This window comes from Ornithinibacillus gellani (genome assembly GCF_003730295.1).
Classification (GTDB): Bacteria; Bacillota; Bacilli; order Bacillales; family Amphibacillaceae; genus Ornithinibacillus_A; species Ornithinibacillus_A gellani.
On the sequence record NZ_QTSZ01000017.1, the window covers coordinates 226,725 to 247,932 of the forward strand.

Sequence of the window (21,208 nt, forward strand, 5' to 3'; positions counted from 1 at the left end):
CTACTGCTGTCAATTTTATTCAAGCTAGCATCATTTTACTACTTACAATTTAATAAGTACAGGGAACTGAAAAGGAGAATGAAAATGCTGCTTTCATATGATGAGAGCGTATGATGACATATGTTTCATTACATATACATATTATTTAGCTTTACAACAGTTTTTGAATGATTTGTCAAACTCATGTAACAGGTAGGAGGAAATGCATTGAAACGATTTATAAAAACGATACTCCTAGCGACTGGAACCACCTTTCTTGCTTTTTTACTCATGCAATTTCCTGATCAGGCATATGAGGCAAGTATTCGCGGATTAAATATATGGTGGGAAATTGTGTTCCCTTCCTTGCTACCTTTTTTCATCACGGCAGAGCTTCTGCTTAGTTTTGGTGTGGTAAAATTTCTAGGGGTGTTATTTGAACCAATTATGCGTCCACTTTTCAATGTGCCGGGTGCCGGCAGCTTTCCTTGGCTGATGGGGATGGCAAGTGGTTATCCAACTGGAGCAAAAATCACCACCAGACTTCGTGAGGAAGGACAAGTTAATCAATTTGAAGGGGAACGCCTAGTTGCATTTACAAATGCTTCTAGTCCCTTGTTTATATTTGGAGCCATTTCTGTCGGTTTTTTTCACGATGTTAAGCTTGGCGTTTTACTTGCCAGCAGCCATTATGCAGCAAACTTACTTGTTGGTTTAACGATGCGCTTTCACCCTTTTTTGAGCCGAAATAAAAAACAAACACCCAAAAAACACAGCAGACCTTCAATTCAAAGAGCCTTCCGAGAAATGCACCGAACTCGTATAAAAGATTCCCGACCTTTTGGTGAGGTCCTTGGTGATGCAGTGCTTCACTCTATTCAAACACTTGTCATGGTCGGTGGATTTATTATCTTATTTTCTGTATTAACCAAGCTCTTTTTTATGGTAAGGATTTCGCCTATTATCGCTTCTATATTAAAACAGATATTTGATCTCGTTTTCCTTCCAGTTGACTTAGCGATGCCATTTTTAACTGGAATCTTTGAAATTACGTTGGGCATTCAAATGATGTCTAAAGAAGTAATAGATCCATTTCTGGCAAAACTCGTTTTAGTCAGCTTTATTCTTGGCTTTAATGGATTCTCTGTCCAGGCGCAAGTTGCAAGTATCATCGCGAAAACCGATATCCGCTTCATGCCTTATTTCGCGGGCCGATTATTCCATAGCTTCTATGCAGCCTTTCTAACCATTCTTCTGTATAAACCATTATATTTGAATCGCCAAGCATTTGATATGCATGATATGCCGGTTACAAGTCCTATAGCTGAAAGTAACTGGGGATATTTAACAGAGCTGATGGGAATTGTTGGACCAATCATAACAATCTGCGCACTCTTGGTAGCTGTTATGATTTTATTAACACGTAAATAACGACTACATAGCAAATAATGAAAATGGTCATTCCTTTCTTCGGAATGACCATTTTCATTATTTATATTTTTCTTTTAATGCTTTTTCCACCACTTCAGGTACTAAATCCGCTACGGTTGCACGGTATTTAGCCACTTCTTTTACAATACTTGAGCTAAGGAATGAATATTGGTTGTTCGTCATCATAAACATGGTTTCAATATCTTTGTCTAGCTTTCTATTCATAGAAGTAATCTGCATTTCATATTCAAAATCACTTACTGCACGTAATCCCCTTAGTATCACCTGTGCTTGCTTTTCACGTGCATAATCAATTAAAAGTCCCTCACTCGCATCAACTGTTACATTTGATAAATGCTTAGTTGCTTCTGTTAGTAAGTAAATTCGTTCCTCTACTGTGAACAAAGGATTTTTAGATTGGTTATTAAATACAGCCACAATAACATGATCAAAAATACGCGAACCTCGCTCAATGATATCCAGATGTCCATTTGTTACTGGATCAAAGCTTCCCGGACAAATTGCCAGCTTGCTCATTACAACTTCCTCCTTTGATAGATGGAGATACCAATTGTTCCACCGTAATTCTCTTGTTTGAGCAATGCCAATTCATCCAAATTCAATAAAGGGGTTTCCATAGCAGCATGCTCACAATAAATTATTCCGTCTTCAGTAAGTAAATGTAATTCCAAGGCATGCGACACCAGCTTTTCATACTGGCCTTTGCCATATGGCGGGTCGAGGAATATCAAATCAAAGGATAACCCTCTTTTTGCAGCTGCTCCAAGTGCACGATATGCATCAGCACGAAAAACTTCTACTTCGGATTCCAAATTCAATTGCGCCACATTTTGTTTAATCACTTGCACAGCCTTTGGATGCTGATCAACAAAAATAGCTCTATCCATCCCTCTGCTAATTGCCTCCAGACCTAAAGAGCCGCTTCCAGCAAATAAATCTAAACACGTTCCACCTTGAAAATAAGGCCCAATAACTTGAAAAACTGCTTCCTTTACCTTATCTGTTGTTGGTCTAGTGGAAACACCTGGAACTGCTTTTAATCTTCTTCCCTTATATGTACCTGCTATAACCCGCATATCATCACTCCGAATTGACATGTTTCGTCATTTATCCTATCATAAATCGACTTGAATTTCAGTGAAATCGTTTAAAATATATTTTATAATAAATCGGATTTTTATTATTAACTAACTGCTATTTATGTATTTGGTATTTTTTCCCGCTACATATGTATATAAAAAATTCCTTCGTACATAATATCATATGAGACAGCTAATGCGTAGCTTGGTTGTTTCATATACGGAGAAGACTTACACTTCCCCATAAGTTTTTCTCCGGTTTCTCCTCTCCCTTTGCCTTTTTGTTTTCCTTAATGAAAACAAAGGGACCTGCAGAATGGAATTATTCTGCAGGTTTTTTTCTATCATTTATTCAGCCAATACCATAAAAAAACTTGCGGACCAAATGATATATAACTATCATCTATCCGCAAGTTTACTAAATGCCCATTTTATAATCATATTGCTTAGCCTTATCCGGCTTCGCATTATCAAAATCGGTTCGTACAAATGGCTTATAGGACCGATCGATTTTGGAGACAAATGCATGCTTCATTAATCTATTTTCAACACTTTCTATTTCATCCTGATTTACATATAAAACGGCATATTTTAATTTTCTCGATGAGTAAATCAAATGCCCATATCGTTTAATTTGTTTGATATTTTTAAAATGCTGAAACCAAACAATGATACCCTGTCGATTTATTTTCATAGATAATCCTCATTTTCTGTTCATTTAAAAATATTTTAACAGATTAGCATAGCGGTTTCAAACTCTAATCCTTAAGACGCCTTACAGCCACAACTGCCACCAGATCCACAGCCACAGCCACCATCAGTCAAGGCAGCCCCATCTTTCGGTACCATGATTTGCTCACTGACACTAAATGCTATGAGTTCACTCACCTCGTCCAATAAACGCTGGAGATTACGTTCTGCAATCTTAAATGCAGCTACTTTATCATCCATGTCCATTTCTCGTTTAGCAGCACGCACATTCTTCATGATATCCCGATAATCCGGGTGATATCTGCCAAAACGTTGGACATCCTCATAATGTTCTTTTATATTCGTAAAAGCACGAATAAGCCTTTGGGATTCTTCATCCTCTTCCAATGCCTTTCGCGCTAGCATAAATTGTTCCATATCATCCGATTGGACAATCATTTCCCCTAACTGTTCAGATCGATCTAAGATGTCAGCATATTCAAGGGTAGCTATCATACCAACTCACCTCCACCCTTATCTTACCATGTTATCCAAGGAGTGAAAATGAAAAGTTCTAATCTTTCATTGCTTCGACAAATTGAAACAGCATCCCAAGCATATGAATTCGATCGTTCCACTTATTCATTCGTTGAGGAATTGTTTTACCGAAGTATACCTTTGCTTCCTTTTCCAATTCAAACATTCGCTCTGGATCTCTCGATAAATAACGGTACCAAATGGGATGATGACGAACAAAGGTTTTCAAGTCTGGATGGACAGTTAAATAAGCGTGTACACGATGGTCCACACAATCCCTCCTTAATCCTTAAACCAATTTGGACGACGCTGCATGTTAGGTAAATGTTTTTTCGTTTGTTGAAATTGATCCAACAGTTCTTGTAGTGTCGTAATCGTCTCATTGAACTGCTGCACCTGTTTATGCAATTTATCCAAATCTACATTTTCAGTTAGCTTCATCACATGTGAAAATAACTCCATTTTATTTTCTTTTTTATCTTTAACTGGTTCCTCCGATTGACGATACGGTTCCCAGAAGGGATCCTCAGCCCCCAGTAACACCCATTTTTCATAATACTCCTGCCACGATCTACCATGTTTTCGAATCTCATGAATTAATTTTGGGTGTTCATTAATAAATGTCTTAAATTGTGAAACATCTGGATGCAACTGTTTTTGTTGATCACTCATCTTTCTTCACCCCAATACATCAAATCGCCCCTCATTATTATTGGTTGAAAGCATTTCGTAATAGGGACATTATAGCCTATGCGGCAATATTGGGATTGGTGCAGTTATTCCAGCCATCGGCCTATTAAGGCTTTGATAAAAAGTTTTGGGTATAATAAAGCTGATAGGCTCCCACCCCTAAATGTGTATAGCTATCATTCAGCAATGCTTCCCGATGTCCTTTACTATTAAGCCAGCCTTCCATTGCGGCAGGCGCATCTACATACTGCGCAGCAATATTTTCTCCCGCTGAAAAGTAAAAGACTTCGTTTGCAGCTAAACGCTCCTTCAATCCATCTCCATTTTGACTTTCATGTGAAAAATAATGATTCTCAGCCATATCCTTACTATGCAAATAGGCTACTTCTTTCACCGAATCATCCCACTTCAGCTGTGATTTTTTAAAGGAATGTCGCATGACATTGGTAATGTCAAAGATTTGTTGCTCCATCCCAGCCTCAACCTTGGCCCACTCCTTTTCGCCAAGCTTTTCCGCAACTAATAACTTTCCACGATATTGCATTTCATATGCCTTATGCTTCACAAGTGTCTCCCCATCCACGACACGTATAGATGATAATTGATTTGTTTCCGTATCAAAATAACATTGGATGAAAAGATTATCCGTCATTTTTAATAACGGGCGCATCTGTAAATCTTCTTCACTTAATTGAAACTCATAAGAAGAAATTCCCTTTTGGAATGTCACAGCCTGCTCAAATGGTAATTGTTTATTTATCTCATCATATGATTGACCGATCTCGATAGGAGATGATTTGATTCCATCTCCTATGGCATAAATCGTCATTACTTTTCCATTTTGGACTCCAAATTGAATATAAGATTTTTTATGGTCCGTATAAACCCACCACGTATAATCATAGGCGCTTAGATCTTTGCGCACCGGCTTACCTAGCTGTGATTCCAGCTTGTCCACAGATTCACCCATCCATTGAAAAATTTCACCTGTATAGGTGCTGCTCAGCAATCTCTTTTCAAGCACAGGTTTTTTTGCTAATTCCGTATCCTTGTAGCTGACATCATGCCCTACTTTTTCCTTTTGATCGTCTCCCATGCTACTCCATAAAAAACCACAGCCTAGTAATAATAACAGTAGTATCCATATCCATAATCGTTTCATAAATGATTCACCCTATCCTATCGAAGTGATACTATTAAATATATGTTTCTTCTTCCTTTCCATGCCTAATAGATGGAATGATATTTTTTTATTCATATTCTTGCCTACAGCCCGTGGAATGGGGAAACCATGCACATTTCCATTGCAACTTATCCCATTTCGTACTATTATAGTTTTAGTGAGGCATAAAATTGTGAGGTGAAAATAATGAGATTAGAAAATCTAGGTATCGAAGACATTCAGATGGATCTTAAACCACTTGACCACATCATGGGTAAACATGCTTTCATTCGTGCTGGACAGTGGGATTATGAACGTGTCACATATGATTATAAAATTGGTTCATCCGAAAAGAACATTACATATTATATTCGTATTCAAGGCTATGCTGTAGAAGGTGATGTCGATAAAGGTGATGCTGTAATTAAGCTTATTACACCACTTCTAGGAAAGCATTACTATCCCCACGGTGTAGAGTATGGCGAGGAAGAAAACTTTCCAGAAAATTTAATTGAACGTGCCAAAAACTTAGTTTCAAAAGTACAAGAAGAAATTGGCCAATATAAATAATAGCTATCGGCTTCACTCCAATGAGGGTTGAAGCCGTTTCTATTTCCGATGATATTTCTTCCATTCCTGTTGGATTGTTATAATAAACATAAAAGTCAATTATCTTCTGTTCAAAATATAGATTTCATGCTATATTTCTTATAAGTATTGAATCCCATTGTGTTCTTGAAAGGAGACATCCAATCGTTTTGATCCGTAATATTACCAAACGCCAATGGACATTAACTATTTTCGCACTATTGTTAATCGTTGGATTATACTTCATTCTACCAATATCTATTCCAATTGTGCTTGCTTTTATTACAGCCTTGATGTTAAATCCAGTCGTGCGAATGATCCAACAGAAAATAAAAATTAGTAGGAAGAACTCCGTTATAATCGTCTTTTTACTATTCTTATTACTCCTTGGATTCTCTGGAACATTTCTTGTTACAAAAGCAATTGGTCAGGTCATCAACTTTGTAGAAGATGTACCACATTATTTCAACCAACTAAACCGAATTTATGCGGACTGGGAAGAAAGCTTTCATCACTACGCCAGCAATCTCCCACCTGAATTTGTAAAACAAGTATCTGAAAGTTTGGAGGATAACCTCACAACCCTTAGTACGACAGCGAAAGAAAAAATTACGATTGATAAAATCGCAGAACTTGTTTCTAAGGTTCCACAATATTTAATTAGCCTATTGGTATATTTAATTGCATTGTTTTTATTTATGCTAGAATTACCAATGCTTAGAGCACGGGCATTTAACCTATTGACTCCTCAAACTGCGGAAAAAGTCACCTTTATGAATGCGCGTTTAACCAATGTAATCTTTGGTTTCTGGAAAGCACAGGTACTCGTTAGTTTAATCATATTGGCAGCCTCATTAATCGGTTTATTTATTATTGCGCCAGATGTTGCAATTATTATGTCACTCGTCATCTGGGTCATCGACATCATTCCGATTATAGGATCAATCATCATCCTTGGTCCATGGGCATTATTTATGTTTCTAGCAGGGAACACAGCAATGGGTATCAAGTTGTCCATACTTGCGATTATTCTTTTAGCAATCCGGAGAATCGTAGAACCAAAGGTAATGGGCAAACATATTGGCCTATCCCCTCTTGCAACTCTAATTGCTATGTTTCTGGGCTTGAAGCTATTGGGGATACTGGGCTTTATCCTTGGACCATTAGTCGTCATTGCATTCACTTCCGCACGAGAAGCAGGTATCATCCAGTGGAATATCAAGATTTAATCAATCAACAAAAAAGAACTGGGACACAACGAGTCTCTCACCGTGAAAAAATGGTCATGTTTACCACAAATAGAACATGACCGTTTTTATTGTGAATGTATTGGAATGGACAGGAACTGCCCGCAATAAGGCTAATCCTAATTTTTTTTCATAAGGAGCACCTCTGTAAATTATGACTAGATACTTTAAATTTATCAGAGTGTGCTCTATTTGTATGTCTACATTTAATTAAGCGGACTCCATCTACGGAGATTCCTACAAGACCAGCCGTGTCCTAAGGGCTTACAGCCAGTTAATCCGTGATAAAGTGAAACTTCAATCAGGGGGATTTTTGCCCTTCCCCACTGATTGTTAGTTGAACCAATCAGGCCTTTACTGGCTGTTGCCCTCCACTTACTATTCTTGTAAGCAACAAAAATTATTGATGTGGGGGGCTCACAGCCAGTTAATCCGTGATAAAGTGAAACTTCAATCAGGGGGGGTTTTTGCCCTTCCCCACTGATTGTTAGTTGAACCAATCAGGCCTTTACTGGCTGTTGAACCCCCACTTACTATTCTTGTAAGCAACAAAAATTATTGATGTGGGGAGCTTACAGCCAGTTAATCCGTGATAAAGTGAAACTTCAATCAGGGGGGTTTTTGCCCTTCCCCACTGATTGTTAGTTGAACCAATCAGGCCTTTACTGGCTGTTGCCCTCCACTTACTATTCTTGTAAGCAACAAAAATTATTGATGTGGGGAGCTTACAGCCAGTTAATCCGTGATAAAGTGAAAAGGAGTGCCAGTAATATTAATTTACTGAAACTCCTTTTGTGTGCTTCATTGGGTTTTGTCCCAGAATCATTTTTGATATTAAAATCCAAGAATGGCTTTAATCATGCTAGTTGTTTCGCCACCAGAATAAAATACATACAGAAATAAATAAACCATAATTCCTGTTAAGGCAGTAAAAAACCAGATGATACTTGTGATTGGACCAAGTTTCTCATGTTTACTGATTTTTCGTTTATTGGCAAGTACAAGTGTAACAATACCGAATACTGCACCAGTGGTAGACAGGATAATATGAAAAATTAAAAACAAGGTGTAATAAATTTTCAAATGATCTGGACCGCCGAAACTCGTGTTACCAATAAATATGGTTCTGGAAACATAGATAATAAGAAACAACAATGCACTTATAGCCGCTGCAATCATTGTTTTTTTATGTGCAGCCCGCTTTCCCTTTACAATCAGGCGCCATCCAATTGCTATTAAAATTGCGCTAAGCAATATGAAGAATGTACTAATTGTAGGTAGAATTTGTAAATCCATTTATTCCTCTCCCTGTCCCCCATGAAATATGGAATCATGTTTTATATTTATTTAATGTGATTCTGTTATTGCTTCAGTTGGAAGTGGATCAACTTCAAGGCTTTTCTTTGTAAACCATGAGAAGAAGATTTTTCCAATGATAACACCATAAATTGCTTCTTGAACAATCTTCATTATAATGCCACCCAGCTGCTGGTCGTTCTCTATCGTTAATGGTGAGAACAATTCCGGTCCATTAATATGTGGTGGTAAACCACCCAGCACATCACCAGGGACACATAAGGCCATTGCTTGTATCCAAGCACCTTCAGAACTATACGCATCAAATAGTGGATTTGGCGCAAAGATAATCAATGCACAGGATATGGTAATAATCGCAGCGCTTGCCATGAGATAAGCCATTTTCAACAAGGGCATCATTTCTTGTTTCGCCACAAATGGTCCCACAATCGGCCAGTACATAATAAACGCTAGAACAAGCAATACAATAGAAATAGATGTATGTGCCATTTGAGATGACTTAGAAAAGTCAAATATAGCCGGCATGTGATATAGCGAGAATAATATATTAAACATGAGCAGTGCGATTAACGGTTTCGTAACGAAACGAAAAATTGGACGAACAAATCGATTCTCAAGTACTTTTCGCCATATCCAGACAGGTATCCCTTTGATGATTAGTATTGGAAATACAAAATAGTAGAATACCATCTGCAGCATATGTGCTGACAACATAATGTGAGTCAATAAATCAATTGGGGATCCCTTTACAACATATAGCAGTAAAAGGCCTGAATAAAAACAAAGCTGCTGTTTACCTGTTGGTTTGTCATCGCCACCAAACCGATGACGTGATGGTCCAGTGATGACAAAATATAAAATTCCAAGTCCAATGATAAAGGACATAAAAATCGGACTCCATAATGCTCTAAAACCAAAAATTTGTAAATCCAACCACATGATATATCACTCCAAAAAAGCGGATTAGTAACTTCATTATAACGCAAAACAATCGATTGCAAAGCGATTAGATTTGACAATAAATCGAAAAATATTTAATATTTAGGCTTTATATCCATAGATGATACGTACCTGAAAACCAATGAGATAACACTCTAATCAAAAGCATTTATCCAATTGGAAACCAATTTCATCAAATATGCAGCAAGAAAAAAATCGGGGAAAAATCCCCGATTTTTTTAAAAGCTTACCACCATGAAATTAATACGAGTCCGCATAGTGTTAGAAATGCTGCCCATACACCACCATAAATTAATACAGATGGCATTTCATGATCTTTATCTTTCATATGCATGAAATAATAAAATTGGAATGCAACTTGGACCAAAGCAAGAATGAACAATACAGGGATTGCAAACATTTTACTCATGGAACCAGTCGCCACAACTACGAATGCAATAAGTGTTAATCCAATCATTAGTGCAAATGAAATAATTTGCTTTTTCATTTCTTCTTTATTTTTACGTTTGTTATATGCATTTACTGTGTTGGTATTGGTGTTGTCTGTCATGCATTAACCCACCTTTCCCATTAGATATACAACTGTAAATACAAATACCCAGATGACATCAATAAAGTGCCAGTACAAGCTAAATGTATTGAACTTAGGAGCGTTGTATAAATTTAAACCTCTCTTCGCATTGCGAATCATCAGCGTGATAATCCAGCAGATACCAAATGTAACGTGTCCACCGTGGAACCCAACCAATGCATAGAAGGCTGAGCCGAATGCTGAAGAGCGGAACGTAAATCCATACTCCGTAATATAATGCGCAAATTCATATATTTCCAACCCAAGGAATCCCATACCTAACAGTGCTGTAATACCAAGCCATAGCATCATTTTCTTAAATTCATTGTTGCGCATATGATACATAGCGTAAACACTTGTTAGTGAGCTGGTTAGGAGCAACATGGTCATAATAAATACTAGACCAAGTCCAAACATATCTTCTGAGGATGGGCCACCTGCAGTGGAATCCTTTAATGCTAGATATGTTCCGAATAGACAAGCAAATAAAACTGTTTCACCGCCAAGAAAGAACCATAAACCCATAAATTTATTTTTACCTTCAAGAGTAGCTCTCTCAGGATGCTGCGGCATTGTTTCTGGATACAAGGAATGATCTTGACTCATAATCAGTCAGCCTCCCTTTCAAGTTCTGCTTTAGGAATATAATAGCCATGATCATCTTTGATGGAGCGATAAATCATGCAACCAAGTGCAAATGCCATTCCACCAAATAATGCAATATGCCATAAACTATTATCTGTCTGGTAAATAAAACCAAAACCAGCGATAAAGAATCCTAAAGACATGAGGAAAGGTGTGAATGATCCATTTGGCATATGGATATCACCCAATGGCTCTGCAGGTGTCATCTTACCATTTCCTTCTCGTTTTTCAATCCAAAGTGGATCAAGTCCACGTGTAAGCGGAAGCTGCTTAAAGTTATAGTACGGTGGCGGGCTTGAAGCTGTCGCCCATTCAAGCGTACGTCCATCCCAAGGGTCGGCAGATGCTTTTTCACCCTTCACTGCTGTGTAAATGATGTTGATTAAAAATACAATCACACCAAAGGACATAAAGAAGGCACCTATCGTACTGATAAAGTTCCCCAAATCAAGCCCTTGATCCTCTAGGAATACCCAGTAACGTCGTGGCATTCCCATTAGACCTAGAAAATGCTGAATAAAGAATGTCAAATGGAAACCAATAAAGAATGTCCAGAACGTTAACTTACCCATTCCTTCATGTAAGATGCGTCCAAACATAAGCGGCCACCAATAATGGAGCCCCGCAAAAATACCAAATACGGTACCACCTACAATAACGTAGTGGAAGTGTGCAACAACAAAGTACGTATCATGATACTGATAGTCTGCTACTGCAGAACCTAACATTACCCCTGTCATACCACCAATAGTAAAGGAAGGAATAAAACCTAGTGACCAAAGCATTGCAGTGTTTATCCGCACGCTTCCTCCCCACATCGTAGCAAGCCAGTTAAAGATCTTAATACCGGTAGGAACCGCAATTGCCATCGTACCTACTGCGAAAATAGAGTTTGCAACTGGTCCCAGACCTACTGTAAACATATGGTGTGCCCAAACCATAAATCCTAGAAACGCAATTAGCATCGTTGCAAAAACCATTGCTGTATAACCGAAAAGACGTTTCTTAGAAAATGTGGAGAACACATCACTAAATAATCCAAATAACGGTAGAATTAAGATATAAACTTCCGGGTGACCAAATATCCAGAATAAGTGCTGATAGATAATGGTATTACCACCTAAAGCTACATCAAAGAACGCAGTACCAAACATGCGATCAAACATCAATAAGAACAAGTTAATTGTCAATGCTGGAAAAGCAAAGAGAATCAATACACTTGTAATGAATGTAGCCCATGTGAACAAAGGCATACGCATGTAAGTCATACCTGGTGCACGCATATTTACAATGGTAGCAAGGAAGTTAATTCCTCCCATTAGTGTACCGGCACCGGCTATCTGTAGACCGGCAATATAAAAGTCAATTCCATGGCCTGGTGAATCTAATGCTAATGACGCATAAGAGGTCCAACCAGCATCAGGTGCTCCTGTAAACCAACTAATGTTCAATAATAGTCCACCAAACAAGAACAACCAAAAGCTTAAAGCATTCAAGAACGGAAACGCAACGTCACGCGCACCTATTTGCAAAGGCATCGCAGCGTTCATTAATCCGATGATGATCGGCATGGCCGCCAAAAATATCATCGTTGTTCCGTGCATGGTAATCATTTCATTATAAAAACCTGCGCTAATAAAGTCGTTTTCAGGTTTAATCAACTGAATTCGAATTACAACAGCTTCAAGTCCACCAAGTAAGAAAAAGAAGCCGCCGCCAAATAAGTACAAATGTGCAATCTTCTTATGGTCAACTGTTGTTAAATAATCCCATAAAAAGGCGCCGAAGCTTCTCTTTTGAGTAGCTGCTATACTCACAACTTATACCTCCCTTAATAATCATCCATCCAGAATATATTATTTCTATATTAATTTACTGTTATTTACCAGCACTTTCAGGTGTAATATCGGTTGCATCCAATTGCAATAGATATTCAGCAATCTTATCAGCTTCATCTTCTGAAAGCTCTGGATATTTTCCAGTCATCAAGTTGCCAGGCTTATACTGTTCAGGATTTAAAATCCACTGTACAAGAACATCTTTGGAGTGCTCTTTCACACCTGCAACAGTTGTGCGGTTTGCATAGTTAGTTAGGTTAGGACCAACCTGTGCCGGAGATGCGCCAATCGCATGACAGCCCATACAACCATTTGCTTCAAATAACTCTTTACCTTCTGCAGCAACAGCATCTTGCGGTACTTCCTCAGGATCCACAGCCTTCATGTCTGCAACCCATTGTTCATACTCTTCTTTGCTGACTGCAATTACTTTAAAGTCCATCAAAGAGTGTCCTGGACCACATAACTCTGCGCATTTACCCCAATAAACACCCTCTTCATATGCTTCAATATAAAGTGTGTTCGTGTTTTCCGGGTTTACATCAAGCTTCCCTGAAATACTAGGAACCCAGAATGAATGCACCACGTCGGATGAAATCATATTAAGATATACTCTCTCACCTACAGGAATATACAAATCTTGACTTGTTTGGAACTCATCGTTTTCATAATCAAAATGCCACCAGTACTGATTTCCAGTAACCTTTACATTCAGATGCTTACTCGCGCCTGAATTATCCGCTAAATCAAAGCTTGCCAAAATGGTTGGTACAGCCATAATGATAACGAGGATAATTGGAATTACTGTCCATACGGTCTCTAGGGCCTGATTACCTTCAACTTGCTTTGGTATGTAATCTTCTTGCCCCTTCTTCTCCCGGTATCGCATCAATACAATTACAAGTGCAATAATCACAACCAGGAATACAAATGACATGACAACTGTTGTAAGGATGATCAAGTCCATCGAGGACTGTGCCCCATAACCTTTAGGTACAAGTGCGGTTAAATTATCCTTCCCACAAGCAGTCAAGAATAGTGCTAAAGCGCTGAATACTAGCAGTGCTTTAATTTTTCCCATCCAACCTTTCATGGATTAATACCTCTCTTTCTGTTTGTTTCTTCCTTATATATTAATGAAATTAAGGATGATGTTAAATAATGAATGACCAATCAATTGTCAAAATAATCATCATTAAAAACATGATTGTTAAATAATTCAAGGAATAAATAAAAATCATGTTTGCCCACTTTAAATCATTTTTTGTGAAAAATCCGCTAATTCCTATCAGTAGCCAGCCAATATTGAGAACCGTTGCCAGAACAACAAATATTGGACCTAATGAAGCTAAAAACAAAGGTAACGGTAATAAACAGGCGATGTAAACAACAATTTGTCGTTTTGTAATAGCAAAACCATATACTGCTGGTAACATTGGTATGCCTGCTTTTTGATAATCTTCACATTTTTTCATGGCGAGTGATAAGAAATGGGGAGTTTGCCAGATAAACATCATAAGAAATAAAATAATTGGTGCGAAATGCAAATTCGGATCAATTGCTGCCCATCCAATTAATGGTGGAACAGCTCCAGAAATGCTACCAACAGCTGTATTTAATGTGTATCTTCGTTTTGACCACATCGTATACAGCACCACATATGTAAACCAACCAACAAATGCCACCAAAGCTGCTTCCATAGTAGTCATCATTAATAGTAGATGTCCGAGAACAGAAATGACAACCCCTAATACCAATGCGGCATGCAATGATATTTTACCGGTAACTGTTGGTCTGTTTCTCGTGCGGTCCATGACTGGATCAATGTCTATATCATACCAATTATTAAGAACGCACCCGCCAGCAATCACTAGCCCACTACCTAACAACGTCAATAATAATGTATCCCAATTGTTCGTTATCGATGTGCCCGTATAATATAATGCAAGCCAAAAGCCGGCAAATACGGTAATCAAGTTGGAATTTACGATACCTATCTTAATCAATGACTTCATATCTTTGAAAACACTACTACTGTTACTTGGAATGGTTGTATTTCCAACAACATGTCTAGAAGCATCAGCCTCGTTCACTAGAAGTATCCCCCCTTCTAACCCTTAGAATAAAAGACATAGTTGAATCAATTTCCTGTTGTAAAAACAGTGCTGACAACGGGTGATATGGGGCATTCTCATTTACTATTATAGTAATTGTACCACGGAATGGTTTAACAATCTATTTCGAAATTTACCGCAATTCCCACGACTGCCATCATATCACATGCTATTTATGACATTTTTGTGAACGTTCGATTTCTTGATTCTTCCGAGTGGAATTTTATCGTTCTTGCGAAACCAAATGCACGCAAAACAATAAAAATAAGCATGATTCAACAGAGTTTATCAAATACGTCCTACACTATTTCTAGCAGACAATACCAAACATTGCAAGCGTTTCTTCTTTTGCCATAGTGAAAAAGGTAATTAAACATGATACTATAACAATTGTGTGTCTTTTATCACTTTTTCATTGTAATTAACAATTGATTAATACTATTATGGGTATGATAGACAGATTTTATCATTTATTTTTCTATAAATGGATTGGGTTTGTATCATTATTCTTAAATAAAGTGGGGCAAATGGTATGATGAAAAGTTTAAAATGGCTCTCGGTTGCAGCATCCATTGGGATGATTTTTGTTTTGATTGGCGGAGCATTGGTCACCAAAACAGAATCTGGGGCAGGATGCGGCAAAAGCTGGCCATTATGTAACGGGCAATTTATTCCTAGTGAAATCACCTTTGAGCTCGTGATTGAATTGAGCCATCGACTTGTTTCAGGTGGGGTTGGTATTATTGTAGTTGTACTATCCTATTTAGCTTGGAAAAAAATTGGACATATTCGTGAGGTTAAATTCTTATCTGTTTTATCCGTATTTTTCTTGGTTTTACAGGGTCTAATTGGGGCTGCCGCTGTAAAATGGGGACAATCTGATTTTGTATTAGCATTACATTTTGGTATTTCCCTCATTTCCTTTGCAGCTGTGCTTCTACTAACATTACTTATTTTTGAAATTGATAAGAAATTTGATGCGAAGGCTTTATTAATAAAGAAAAAGCATCGAATAGAGATTTACCTACTTACTATTTATACATTATGTGTGGTTTATACCGGAGCATTGGTTCGTCATGCAGGTGCAGATCTTGTATGTAAGGACTGGCCGTTTTGTACGAATGAAACACCGTTTGCATTTTTAACAGCGGGCAGACTTGATCTTTGGATTCAAATGGGGCACCGGCTAGCAGCAGGTATTCTATTTATTTGGACAATCCTATTTACGATTAAAATGTATAAACACTATCATGAAAGCCGGGTAATGAAGGGCGGCGCCATCATACTCGGGGCTTTAATCGTTTTACAAGTATTCTTCGGTGCGATGATAATTGCAACCATGTTAAATCTTGCTATTGCGTTATTACATGCATTGGTTATTTCATGCTACTTCGGTTTACTAAGCTATTTTATACTACTAGCATCCCGAAGTGCAGCACAGGAAAGGCAAGCTGCAACAATCGCAGCTCCATCTACGGAACCTGTTCCCATCAAATGACTTAAACACAAGTCATATCAACAGAAAAAGGCTCGCCTCAATAGTCTAATCAGACCTTTGGGGCGAGCCTTTTATTTATCATTCAAATTCTACCATCAAATCATTTACAGTAATAGCTTCTCCATCTTTAACATGCATCTGCTTAATTGTTCCAGAAAATGGCGCTTGTACGGTCGTCTCCATCTTCATCGCTTCTGTAATGATAAGATAATCACCCTTCTCAACCTTTTCTCCCGTTTCACATAGTACTTTTACGACAGTACCTGGCATCGTAGCGCCAATATGCTTTGGATTATTGGGATCAACTTTTGGCCGAGATGTTTCGGTTGCTTGAACATGGGTATCTTTAATAACGACCTCACGCGATTGGCCATTCAATTCAAAGTAGATGACTCTCGTACCATCAGATCGAGCTTCTGATATGGAAACGAGTTTGACAATCAAGGTCTTTCCTTGTTCAATCTCAACTTCGATTTCTTCACCCAATTTCATTCCATAAAAGAATGTTGGTGTGTCTAGCACAGCAATGTTTCCGTACGTTTCATAAAATTTATGGTAGTCCATAAATACTTGTGGATAAAGAGCATGTGCAATGATATCAAAGCTCGTTACTTGTCTATCCAGCTTTTTAAAGAGCGTTTCTCCCATTTCTTTAAAATCAACTGGCTCCATTAATTGCCCTGGACGTCCTGTAATTGGCTTTTTACCTTTCAGGATAATTCGCTGCAACTCTTGTGGAAAACCTTGATAAGGCTGTCCAATCAACCCTTCCGCAAATGCTACAACCGAATCAGGAAAATGAATCGTGTCTCCCTTTTCATACACATCATCTTCGGATAAATTATTTTGCACCATAAATAATGCCATATCTCCAACAACCTTTGATGATGGAGTAACCTTCACAATATCACCAAACAAATCATTCACACGACGGAACATTTGCTTCACTTCATTCCAGCGTTCACCAAGTCCAACCGCTTTTGCCTGTTGCTGCAAATTACTATATTGACCGCCAGGCATTTCATGGAAATATACTTCTGTGTTCGGACCTTTCATTCCACTTTCGAATTCATGGTAGTATGCACGAACACTTTCCCAGTATTGCGATATTTTTTCATAGGATGCAACATTCATTCGTGGCTGGCGTTCTTTCGTCTCTAATGCGTGATATAAGGATTGGGCACTCGGCTGTGATGTAAGCCCAGACATTGAGCCACAAGCTACATCAATCGCATCGACTCCCGCATCAATTGCACGGGCATACGTATAAATACCGTTTCCGCTGGCGTCATGTGTGTGCAGGTGAACCGGTAAATCTGTGGACTCTTTTAAGGCTGTTACAAGCTGATAAGCCGCTTCCGGTTTCAACAGACCGGCCATATCCTTTAATCCAAGAATATGTGCCCCTTCTTGTTCCAATTCTTTAGCAAGATTCACATAATATGCTAAATCATATTTACTGCGACTAGGGTCCAGAATATCCCCGGTATAGCAAATGGCTGCCTCCGCTATTTTATTCTGATCACGAACAGCACGGATTGCTGGCACCATTCCTTCCACCCAGTTCAAACTGTCAAAAATACGGAAAACATCAATACCTGCATTCGCACTTTTTTCCACAAATTCCTCAATTAAATTATCGGGGTAGTTTTTATAACCAACTGCGTTACTGGCTCGTAACAGCATTTGAAATAATACATTTGGCATTTTTTCTCGTAACTTTAGCAGTCTTTCCCATGGGTCTTCCTTTAAAAAACGGTAGGCAACATCAAAAGTCGCGCCTCCCCACATTTCAACAGAAAATAAATTTGGCAATAATCGTGCTGTTGGTTCGGCTATCTTCAAAATATCCTTTGTACGTACTCTGGTGGCGAGTAATGATTGGTGTGCATCACGCATCGTTGTATCTGTTAATAGTACTTCATGTTGTTCCTTCATCCAACGCGCCAATCCTTCAGGTCCGTGCTCATCCAATATTTGCTTGGTTCCTTTTGGCATCTCTTCCAATGTATTAAATTTTGGTATAACTGGTTTATCAAAGTTTGGTTTTTTCTTGTTCTCCAAGCCTTCAAAACCGTTAACTGTCACATGTCCAATATAAGATAACATTTTGGTTCCCCTATCTTTTCGCTTAGGGAACACAAATAGCTCTGGTGTTTTGTCAACAAAAGTCGTATCATACTCGCCCGACATAAAGTGTGGGTGCAACATTACATTTTCCAAAAACGGAATATTGGTTTTAATGCCACGTATCCGAAATTCTCTTAGGTTTCGAACCATTTTTTGTGCAGCTTGTTCAAAGGTAAGCGCGTGCGTAGACACTTTAACTAATAATGAATCATAATGCGGGGATATTTCCGCACCTTGAAAACCATTACCTGCATCCAAGCGAACACCAAATCCACCACCGGAACGATACACATTTAATTTACCAGTATCGGGCATAAAGTTGTTTAACGGATCTTCCGTTGTAATTCTGGATTGAATGGCAAACCCATGCATGGAAATCTCTTCTTGACTCGGAATTCCTATCATATTTCCGAATAATGCTTGTCCATCTGCAACCATAATTTGTGTTTGAACGATATCAATACCTGTAATCATTTCAGTAATCGTGTGTTCTACCTGTACACGTGGATTTACTTCAATAAAATAAAAATCTTCACCCGTAACTAAAAACTCTACTGTTCCCGCATTCACATAGGAAACATTTGTCATTAATTTTACGGCAGCATCACATATTTGTTGGCGTAGTGTTTCGGAGATGGAAACACTTGGTGCTATCTCTACAAGCTTTTGATGTCTACGCTGTACCGAACAATCACGATCAAATAAGTGGATGATATTGCCATGTGCGTCTCCAATAATCTGAACTTCGATATGCTTTGGATTTTCAATCAATTTTTCAACATAGACTTCATCGTTACCAAAGGACGCTTTCGCTTCTGATTTCGCACGTTCAAATGCTTCTCTTAAGTTACTCTTGTTGCGGACGATACGCATTCCTCTGCCCCCGCCACCAAGCGATGCTTTAATAATAATTGGGTAACCATGTGCATCTCCAAACGCTTCAATCTCTTCGACTGTTGAAACGGGGCCATCTGTACCAGGAATAACTGTCAACTCAGCTTTTAATGCTTGTTCCCGAGCACGCACTTTATCACCAAACATATGTAAGTGTTCACTATTTGGACCAATGAAAATAATCCCTGCCTCTTCACACCGTTTTGCAAACTCAATATTTTCCGATAAAAACCCGTATCCAGGATGAATAGCATCGACCCCTACGCTTTTAGCAAGATCAATAATACCATCGATATCTAAATAAGCATCAATCGGCTTTTTACCTTCCCCTATCAAATAAGCCTCGTCCGCTTTATAGCGGTGATAGGAGCCTGTATCCTCGTTTGAATAAATCGCAACAGTACGAATATTTAATTCTGTACAAGCTCGAAAGACCCGAATCGCAATTTCACCGCGATTGGCAACTAATACCTTCTTTATCTTGTTTAACTTGACCATGATCTTCCTCCTCTTTGTTTAAGCATGACTGGTTTCGTTACAGATTCCTTCGGTTGGACATCTGCTTCATCTTTTTTTGTTTGCATGGCAATATTATTTAATATTCCCATTGAAATTAATAGAACCATTAAAGAAGATCCACCATAACTTATAAATGGAAGTGTTACACCGGTAATCGGCAATATACCACTAATCGCGCCCAAATTAATGGACGCTTGAATACCTACCATAGCGGAAATTCCAATTGCCATCAGGGCACCAAAGCTATCCTCACATTTTCTAGCAATAAAAAAGCCTCTTAATACAATAATAGCCAGCATTCCAATGACAATAAAAACACCGATAAAACCGAGTTCCTCTGCTACAATCGACATAATAAAGTCAGTATGTGCACCAAACAAATAACCTAATTTTTGTACACTTTGCCCCAAGCCCTCTCCACTGAGACCACCACCAGAAATAGCCAAATAGGACTGAATTAAATGGTGTCCACCATCATCTGGTGCTTCGAATGGTTGATAGGCCCCTGTAAATCGCTCTATTCTTGTTTCAGTAACCATGTTAGGAATCGCAATGGCAACGACTATAACTCCGACAGCTGACAATAAAAACAAATGGCGAAACCGAATACCTGAACTAAAGATAATCGTGCTGCCAATTAATAGAATCGTTGCAGCCGTACCAACATCAGGCTGTTTCAATATCAAAGCGAGAATAATTCCCATTAAAACGAGCGGGGGAAGCACAGCCTTACCAAAATCGCTTATGTACTCTTGTTTTTTAGAATAGACAGAAGCTAAATAAATAATTAATCCAATCTTCACGAATTCAGATGGTTGAATCGTCATAGGTCCTAGTGAAAACCATCTCGTTGCATTTCCTTCAGAGTGACCATTTATCAATACGTAAACGAGCATCCCTATCATAACAAGTGATATAAGCTTAACTAGTTTTTGATAGGTTTTATAGGGAATGATACAGGTAATGACAAACCCGACCATTCCAATGACGAATGAACGTAATTGACGAACCAAATAAAAGGTTGGTTCATTTCCATTAACAACTGCTACAACCATGCTTGCACTATATATCATGACAATACCGAATGCTGCCAACAGGATTGGCGTTATCATTAATGTAAAATCATAATTTTTTAATTTCCTAATCATTTTTTCTCCTCCACCAAACGGAATAATAGAAAAAGCGAAAAGAAATTTCCACTAGTATAACACAAAAACAAAATGTGTTATACTACTTTTTAATTTCTCTCTCTTATTTTCAACTATATGAAACAAAAAAACCTTGCCAATGTAAATGTC

Annotated in this window: 20 protein-coding genes; 4 read left to right on the forward strand and 16 right to left on the reverse strand. The window is 38.3% G+C overall.

The genetic code is table 11. The features are described from left to right. The first annotated feature begins 207 nt into the window (after positions 1–207). The gene (gene ylbJ, locus DX933_RS05225) at positions 208–1,410 is read left to right on the forward strand and encodes a sporulation integral membrane protein YlbJ (protein WP_123315422.1); all 1,203 of its coding nucleotides are present in this window, start codon (positions 208–210) and stop codon (positions 1,408–1,410) included. A gap of 57 nt (positions 1,411–1,467) precedes the next feature. On the opposite strand, the gene coaD is transcribed toward ylbJ, so the two are convergent. The 7 genes from coaD to DX933_RS05260 form a co-directional block, all read right to left on the reverse strand. Then, positions 1,468–1,947: a pantetheine-phosphate adenylyltransferase gene (coaD, locus tag DX933_RS05230; protein ID WP_123315423.1), complete on the reverse strand. Its 480-nt coding sequence runs from the start codon at positions 1,945–1,947 to the stop codon at positions 1,468–1,470. Further along, positions 1,947–2,528 carry a 16S rRNA (guanine(966)-N(2))-methyltransferase RsmD gene (rsmD, locus tag DX933_RS05235; RefSeq protein WP_317843079.1) on the reverse strand — a complete coding sequence of 194 codons (582 nt, stop codon included), beginning with the start codon at positions 2,526–2,528 and terminating at the stop codon, positions 1,947–1,949. Before rsmD ends, coaD begins: the two co-directional genes overlap by 1 nt. Positions 2,529–2,928: 400 nt before the next feature. Continuing rightward, entirely contained in the window at positions 2,929–3,204 is a 276-nt protein-coding gene (locus DX933_RS05240; RefSeq protein ID WP_123315425.1) for a YlbG family protein, read from the reverse strand. 71 nt (positions 3,205–3,275) lie between these two features. Beyond that, positions 3,276–3,716 (reverse strand): YlbF family regulator, encoded by a 441-nt coding sequence (locus DX933_RS05245; RefSeq protein ID WP_123315426.1) that lies wholly within the window; start codon positions 3,714–3,716, stop codon positions 3,276–3,278. Positions 3,717–3,774: 58 nt separating this feature from the next. Further along, positions 3,775–4,008, reverse strand: a complete 234-nt coding sequence (locus tag DX933_RS05250; protein ID WP_123315427.1) for a YlbE-like family protein — start codon at positions 4,006–4,008, stop codon at positions 3,775–3,777. Positions 4,009–4,019: 11 nt separating this feature from the next. Then, the gene (gene ylbD, locus DX933_RS05255) at positions 4,020–4,409 is read right to left on the reverse strand and encodes a spore coat protein YlbD (RefSeq protein WP_123315428.1); all 390 of its coding nucleotides are present in this window, start codon (positions 4,407–4,409) and stop codon (positions 4,020–4,022) included. A gap of 124 nt (positions 4,410–4,533) precedes the next feature. After that, positions 4,534–5,589, reverse strand: a complete 1,056-nt coding sequence (locus DX933_RS05260; protein ID WP_123315429.1) for a CAP domain-containing protein — start codon at positions 5,587–5,589, stop codon at positions 4,534–4,536. A gap of 207 nt (positions 5,590–5,796) precedes the next feature. Between DX933_RS05260 and DX933_RS05265 the strand changes: the two genes are divergently transcribed. Next, positions 5,797–6,159 carry a YugN family protein gene (locus DX933_RS05265; RefSeq protein ID WP_123315430.1) on the forward strand — a complete coding sequence of 121 codons (363 nt, stop codon included), beginning with the start codon at positions 5,797–5,799 and terminating at the stop codon, positions 6,157–6,159. Between the two features lie 188 nt (positions 6,160–6,347). Further along, on the forward strand, positions 6,348–7,406 hold the full coding sequence (gene ytvI / locus DX933_RS05270; protein WP_123315431.1) for a sporulation integral membrane protein YtvI: 1,059 nt from the start codon (positions 6,348–6,350) through the stop codon (positions 7,404–7,406). 852 nt (positions 7,407–8,258) lie between these two features. Here ytvI and DX933_RS05280 read toward each other — a convergent pair. The 7 genes from DX933_RS05280 to cyoE form a co-directional block, all read right to left on the reverse strand. Continuing rightward, positions 8,259–8,720, reverse strand: coding sequence for a DUF420 domain-containing protein (locus tag DX933_RS05280; protein ID WP_123315433.1), 462 nt, complete (start codon positions 8,718–8,720; stop codon positions 8,259–8,261). A gap of 51 nt (positions 8,721–8,771) precedes the next feature. Continuing rightward, positions 8,772–9,680 carry a cytochrome c oxidase assembly factor CtaG gene (gene ctaG / locus DX933_RS05285; protein WP_123315434.1) on the reverse strand — a complete coding sequence of 303 codons (909 nt, stop codon included), beginning with the start codon at positions 9,678–9,680 and terminating at the stop codon, positions 8,772–8,774. 247 nt (positions 9,681–9,927) lie between these two features. After that, positions 9,928–10,251, reverse strand: a complete 324-nt coding sequence (gene ctaF, locus DX933_RS05290) for a cytochrome c oxidase subunit IVB (RefSeq protein WP_123315435.1) — start codon at positions 10,249–10,251, stop codon at positions 9,928–9,930. 3 nt (positions 10,252–10,254) lie between these two features. After that, positions 10,255–10,878 carry a cytochrome (ubi)quinol oxidase subunit III gene (locus DX933_RS05295; RefSeq protein ID WP_123315436.1) on the reverse strand — a complete coding sequence of 208 codons (624 nt, stop codon included), beginning with the start codon at positions 10,876–10,878 and terminating at the stop codon, positions 10,255–10,257. Between the two features lie 2 nt (positions 10,879–10,880). Beyond that, on the reverse strand, positions 10,881–12,734 hold the full coding sequence (ctaD, locus tag DX933_RS05300; protein ID WP_123315437.1) for a cytochrome c oxidase subunit I: 1,854 nt from the start codon (positions 12,732–12,734) through the stop codon (positions 10,881–10,883). Positions 12,735–12,795: 61 nt separating this feature from the next. Beyond that, positions 12,796–13,848 (reverse strand): cytochrome c oxidase subunit II, encoded by a 1,053-nt coding sequence (coxB, locus tag DX933_RS05305; RefSeq protein ID WP_123315438.1) that lies wholly within the window; start codon positions 13,846–13,848, stop codon positions 12,796–12,798. Between the two features lie 61 nt (positions 13,849–13,909). Further along, complete coding sequence (cyoE, locus tag DX933_RS05310; protein WP_123315439.1) at positions 13,910–14,848, reverse strand: heme o synthase; 939 nt, start codon at positions 14,846–14,848, stop codon at positions 13,910–13,912. Positions 14,849–15,401: 553 nt separating this feature from the next. Here cyoE and DX933_RS05315 point away from each other — a divergent pair. Beyond that, positions 15,402–16,367, forward strand: coding sequence for a COX15/CtaA family protein (locus tag DX933_RS05315; protein WP_123315440.1), 966 nt, complete (start codon positions 15,402–15,404; stop codon positions 16,365–16,367). 78 nt (positions 16,368–16,445) lie between these two features. Here DX933_RS05315 and pyc read toward each other — a convergent pair whose 3' ends face one another. Next, entirely contained in the window at positions 16,446–19,889 is a 3,444-nt protein-coding gene (gene pyc / locus DX933_RS05320; RefSeq protein WP_123315441.1) for a pyruvate carboxylase, read from the reverse strand. Beyond that, complete coding sequence (gene ftsW, locus DX933_RS05325) at positions 19,877–21,058, reverse strand: putative lipid II flippase FtsW (protein ID WP_123315442.1); 1,182 nt, start codon at positions 21,056–21,058, stop codon at positions 19,877–19,879. The genes pyc and ftsW overlap by 13 nt, the downstream gene beginning before the upstream one ends. Positions 21,059–21,208: the final 150 nt, after the last annotated feature.

Coding starts and splice junctions, on each gene's coding strand:
- coxB (WP_123315438.1), bottom strand. CDS start 13,848: ATGAAAGGTTGGATGGGAAAAATTAAAGCACTGCTAGTATTCAGCGCT.
- rsmD (WP_317843079.1), bottom strand. CDS start 2,528: ATGTCAATTCGGAGTGATGATATGCGGGTTATAGCAGGTACATATAAG.
- ctaG (WP_123315434.1), bottom strand. CDS start 9,680: ATGTGGTTGGATTTACAAATTTTTGGTTTTAGAGCATTATGGAGTCCG.
- DX933_RS05280 (WP_123315433.1), bottom strand. CDS start 8,720: ATGGATTTACAAATTCTACCTACAATTAGTACATTCTTCATATTGCTT.
- DX933_RS05295 (WP_123315436.1), bottom strand. CDS start 10,878: ATGAGTCAAGATCATTCCTTGTATCCAGAAACAATGCCGCAGCATCCT.
- pyc (WP_123315441.1), bottom strand. CDS start 19,889: ATGGTCAAGTTAAACAAGATAAAGAAGGTATTAGTTGCCAATCGCGGT.
- DX933_RS05240 (WP_123315425.1), bottom strand. CDS start 3,204: ATGAAAATAAATCGACAGGGTATCATTGTTTGGTTTCAGCATTTTAAA.
- ftsW (WP_123315442.1), bottom strand. CDS start 21,058: ATGATTAGGAAATTAAAAAATTATGATTTTACATTAATGATAACGCCA.
- ctaF (WP_123315435.1), bottom strand. CDS start 10,251: ATGACAGACAACACCAATACCAACACAGTAAATGCATATAACAAACGT.
- DX933_RS05315 (WP_123315440.1), top strand. CDS start 15,402: ATGATGAAAAGTTTAAAATGGCTCTCGGTTGCAGCATCCATTGGGATG.
- DX933_RS05265 (WP_123315430.1), top strand. CDS start 5,797: ATGAGATTAGAAAATCTAGGTATCGAAGACATTCAGATGGATCTTAAA.
- DX933_RS05260 (WP_123315429.1), bottom strand. CDS start 5,589: ATGAAACGATTATGGATATGGATACTACTGTTATTATTACTAGGCTGT.
- ylbD (WP_123315428.1), bottom strand. CDS start 4,409: ATGAGTGATCAACAAAAACAGTTGCATCCAGATGTTTCACAATTTAAG.
- coaD (WP_123315423.1), bottom strand. CDS start 1,947: ATGAGCAAGCTGGCAATTTGTCCGGGAAGCTTTGATCCAGTAACAAAT.
- DX933_RS05245 (WP_123315426.1), bottom strand. CDS start 3,716: ATGATAGCTACCCTTGAATATGCTGACATCTTAGATCGATCTGAACAG.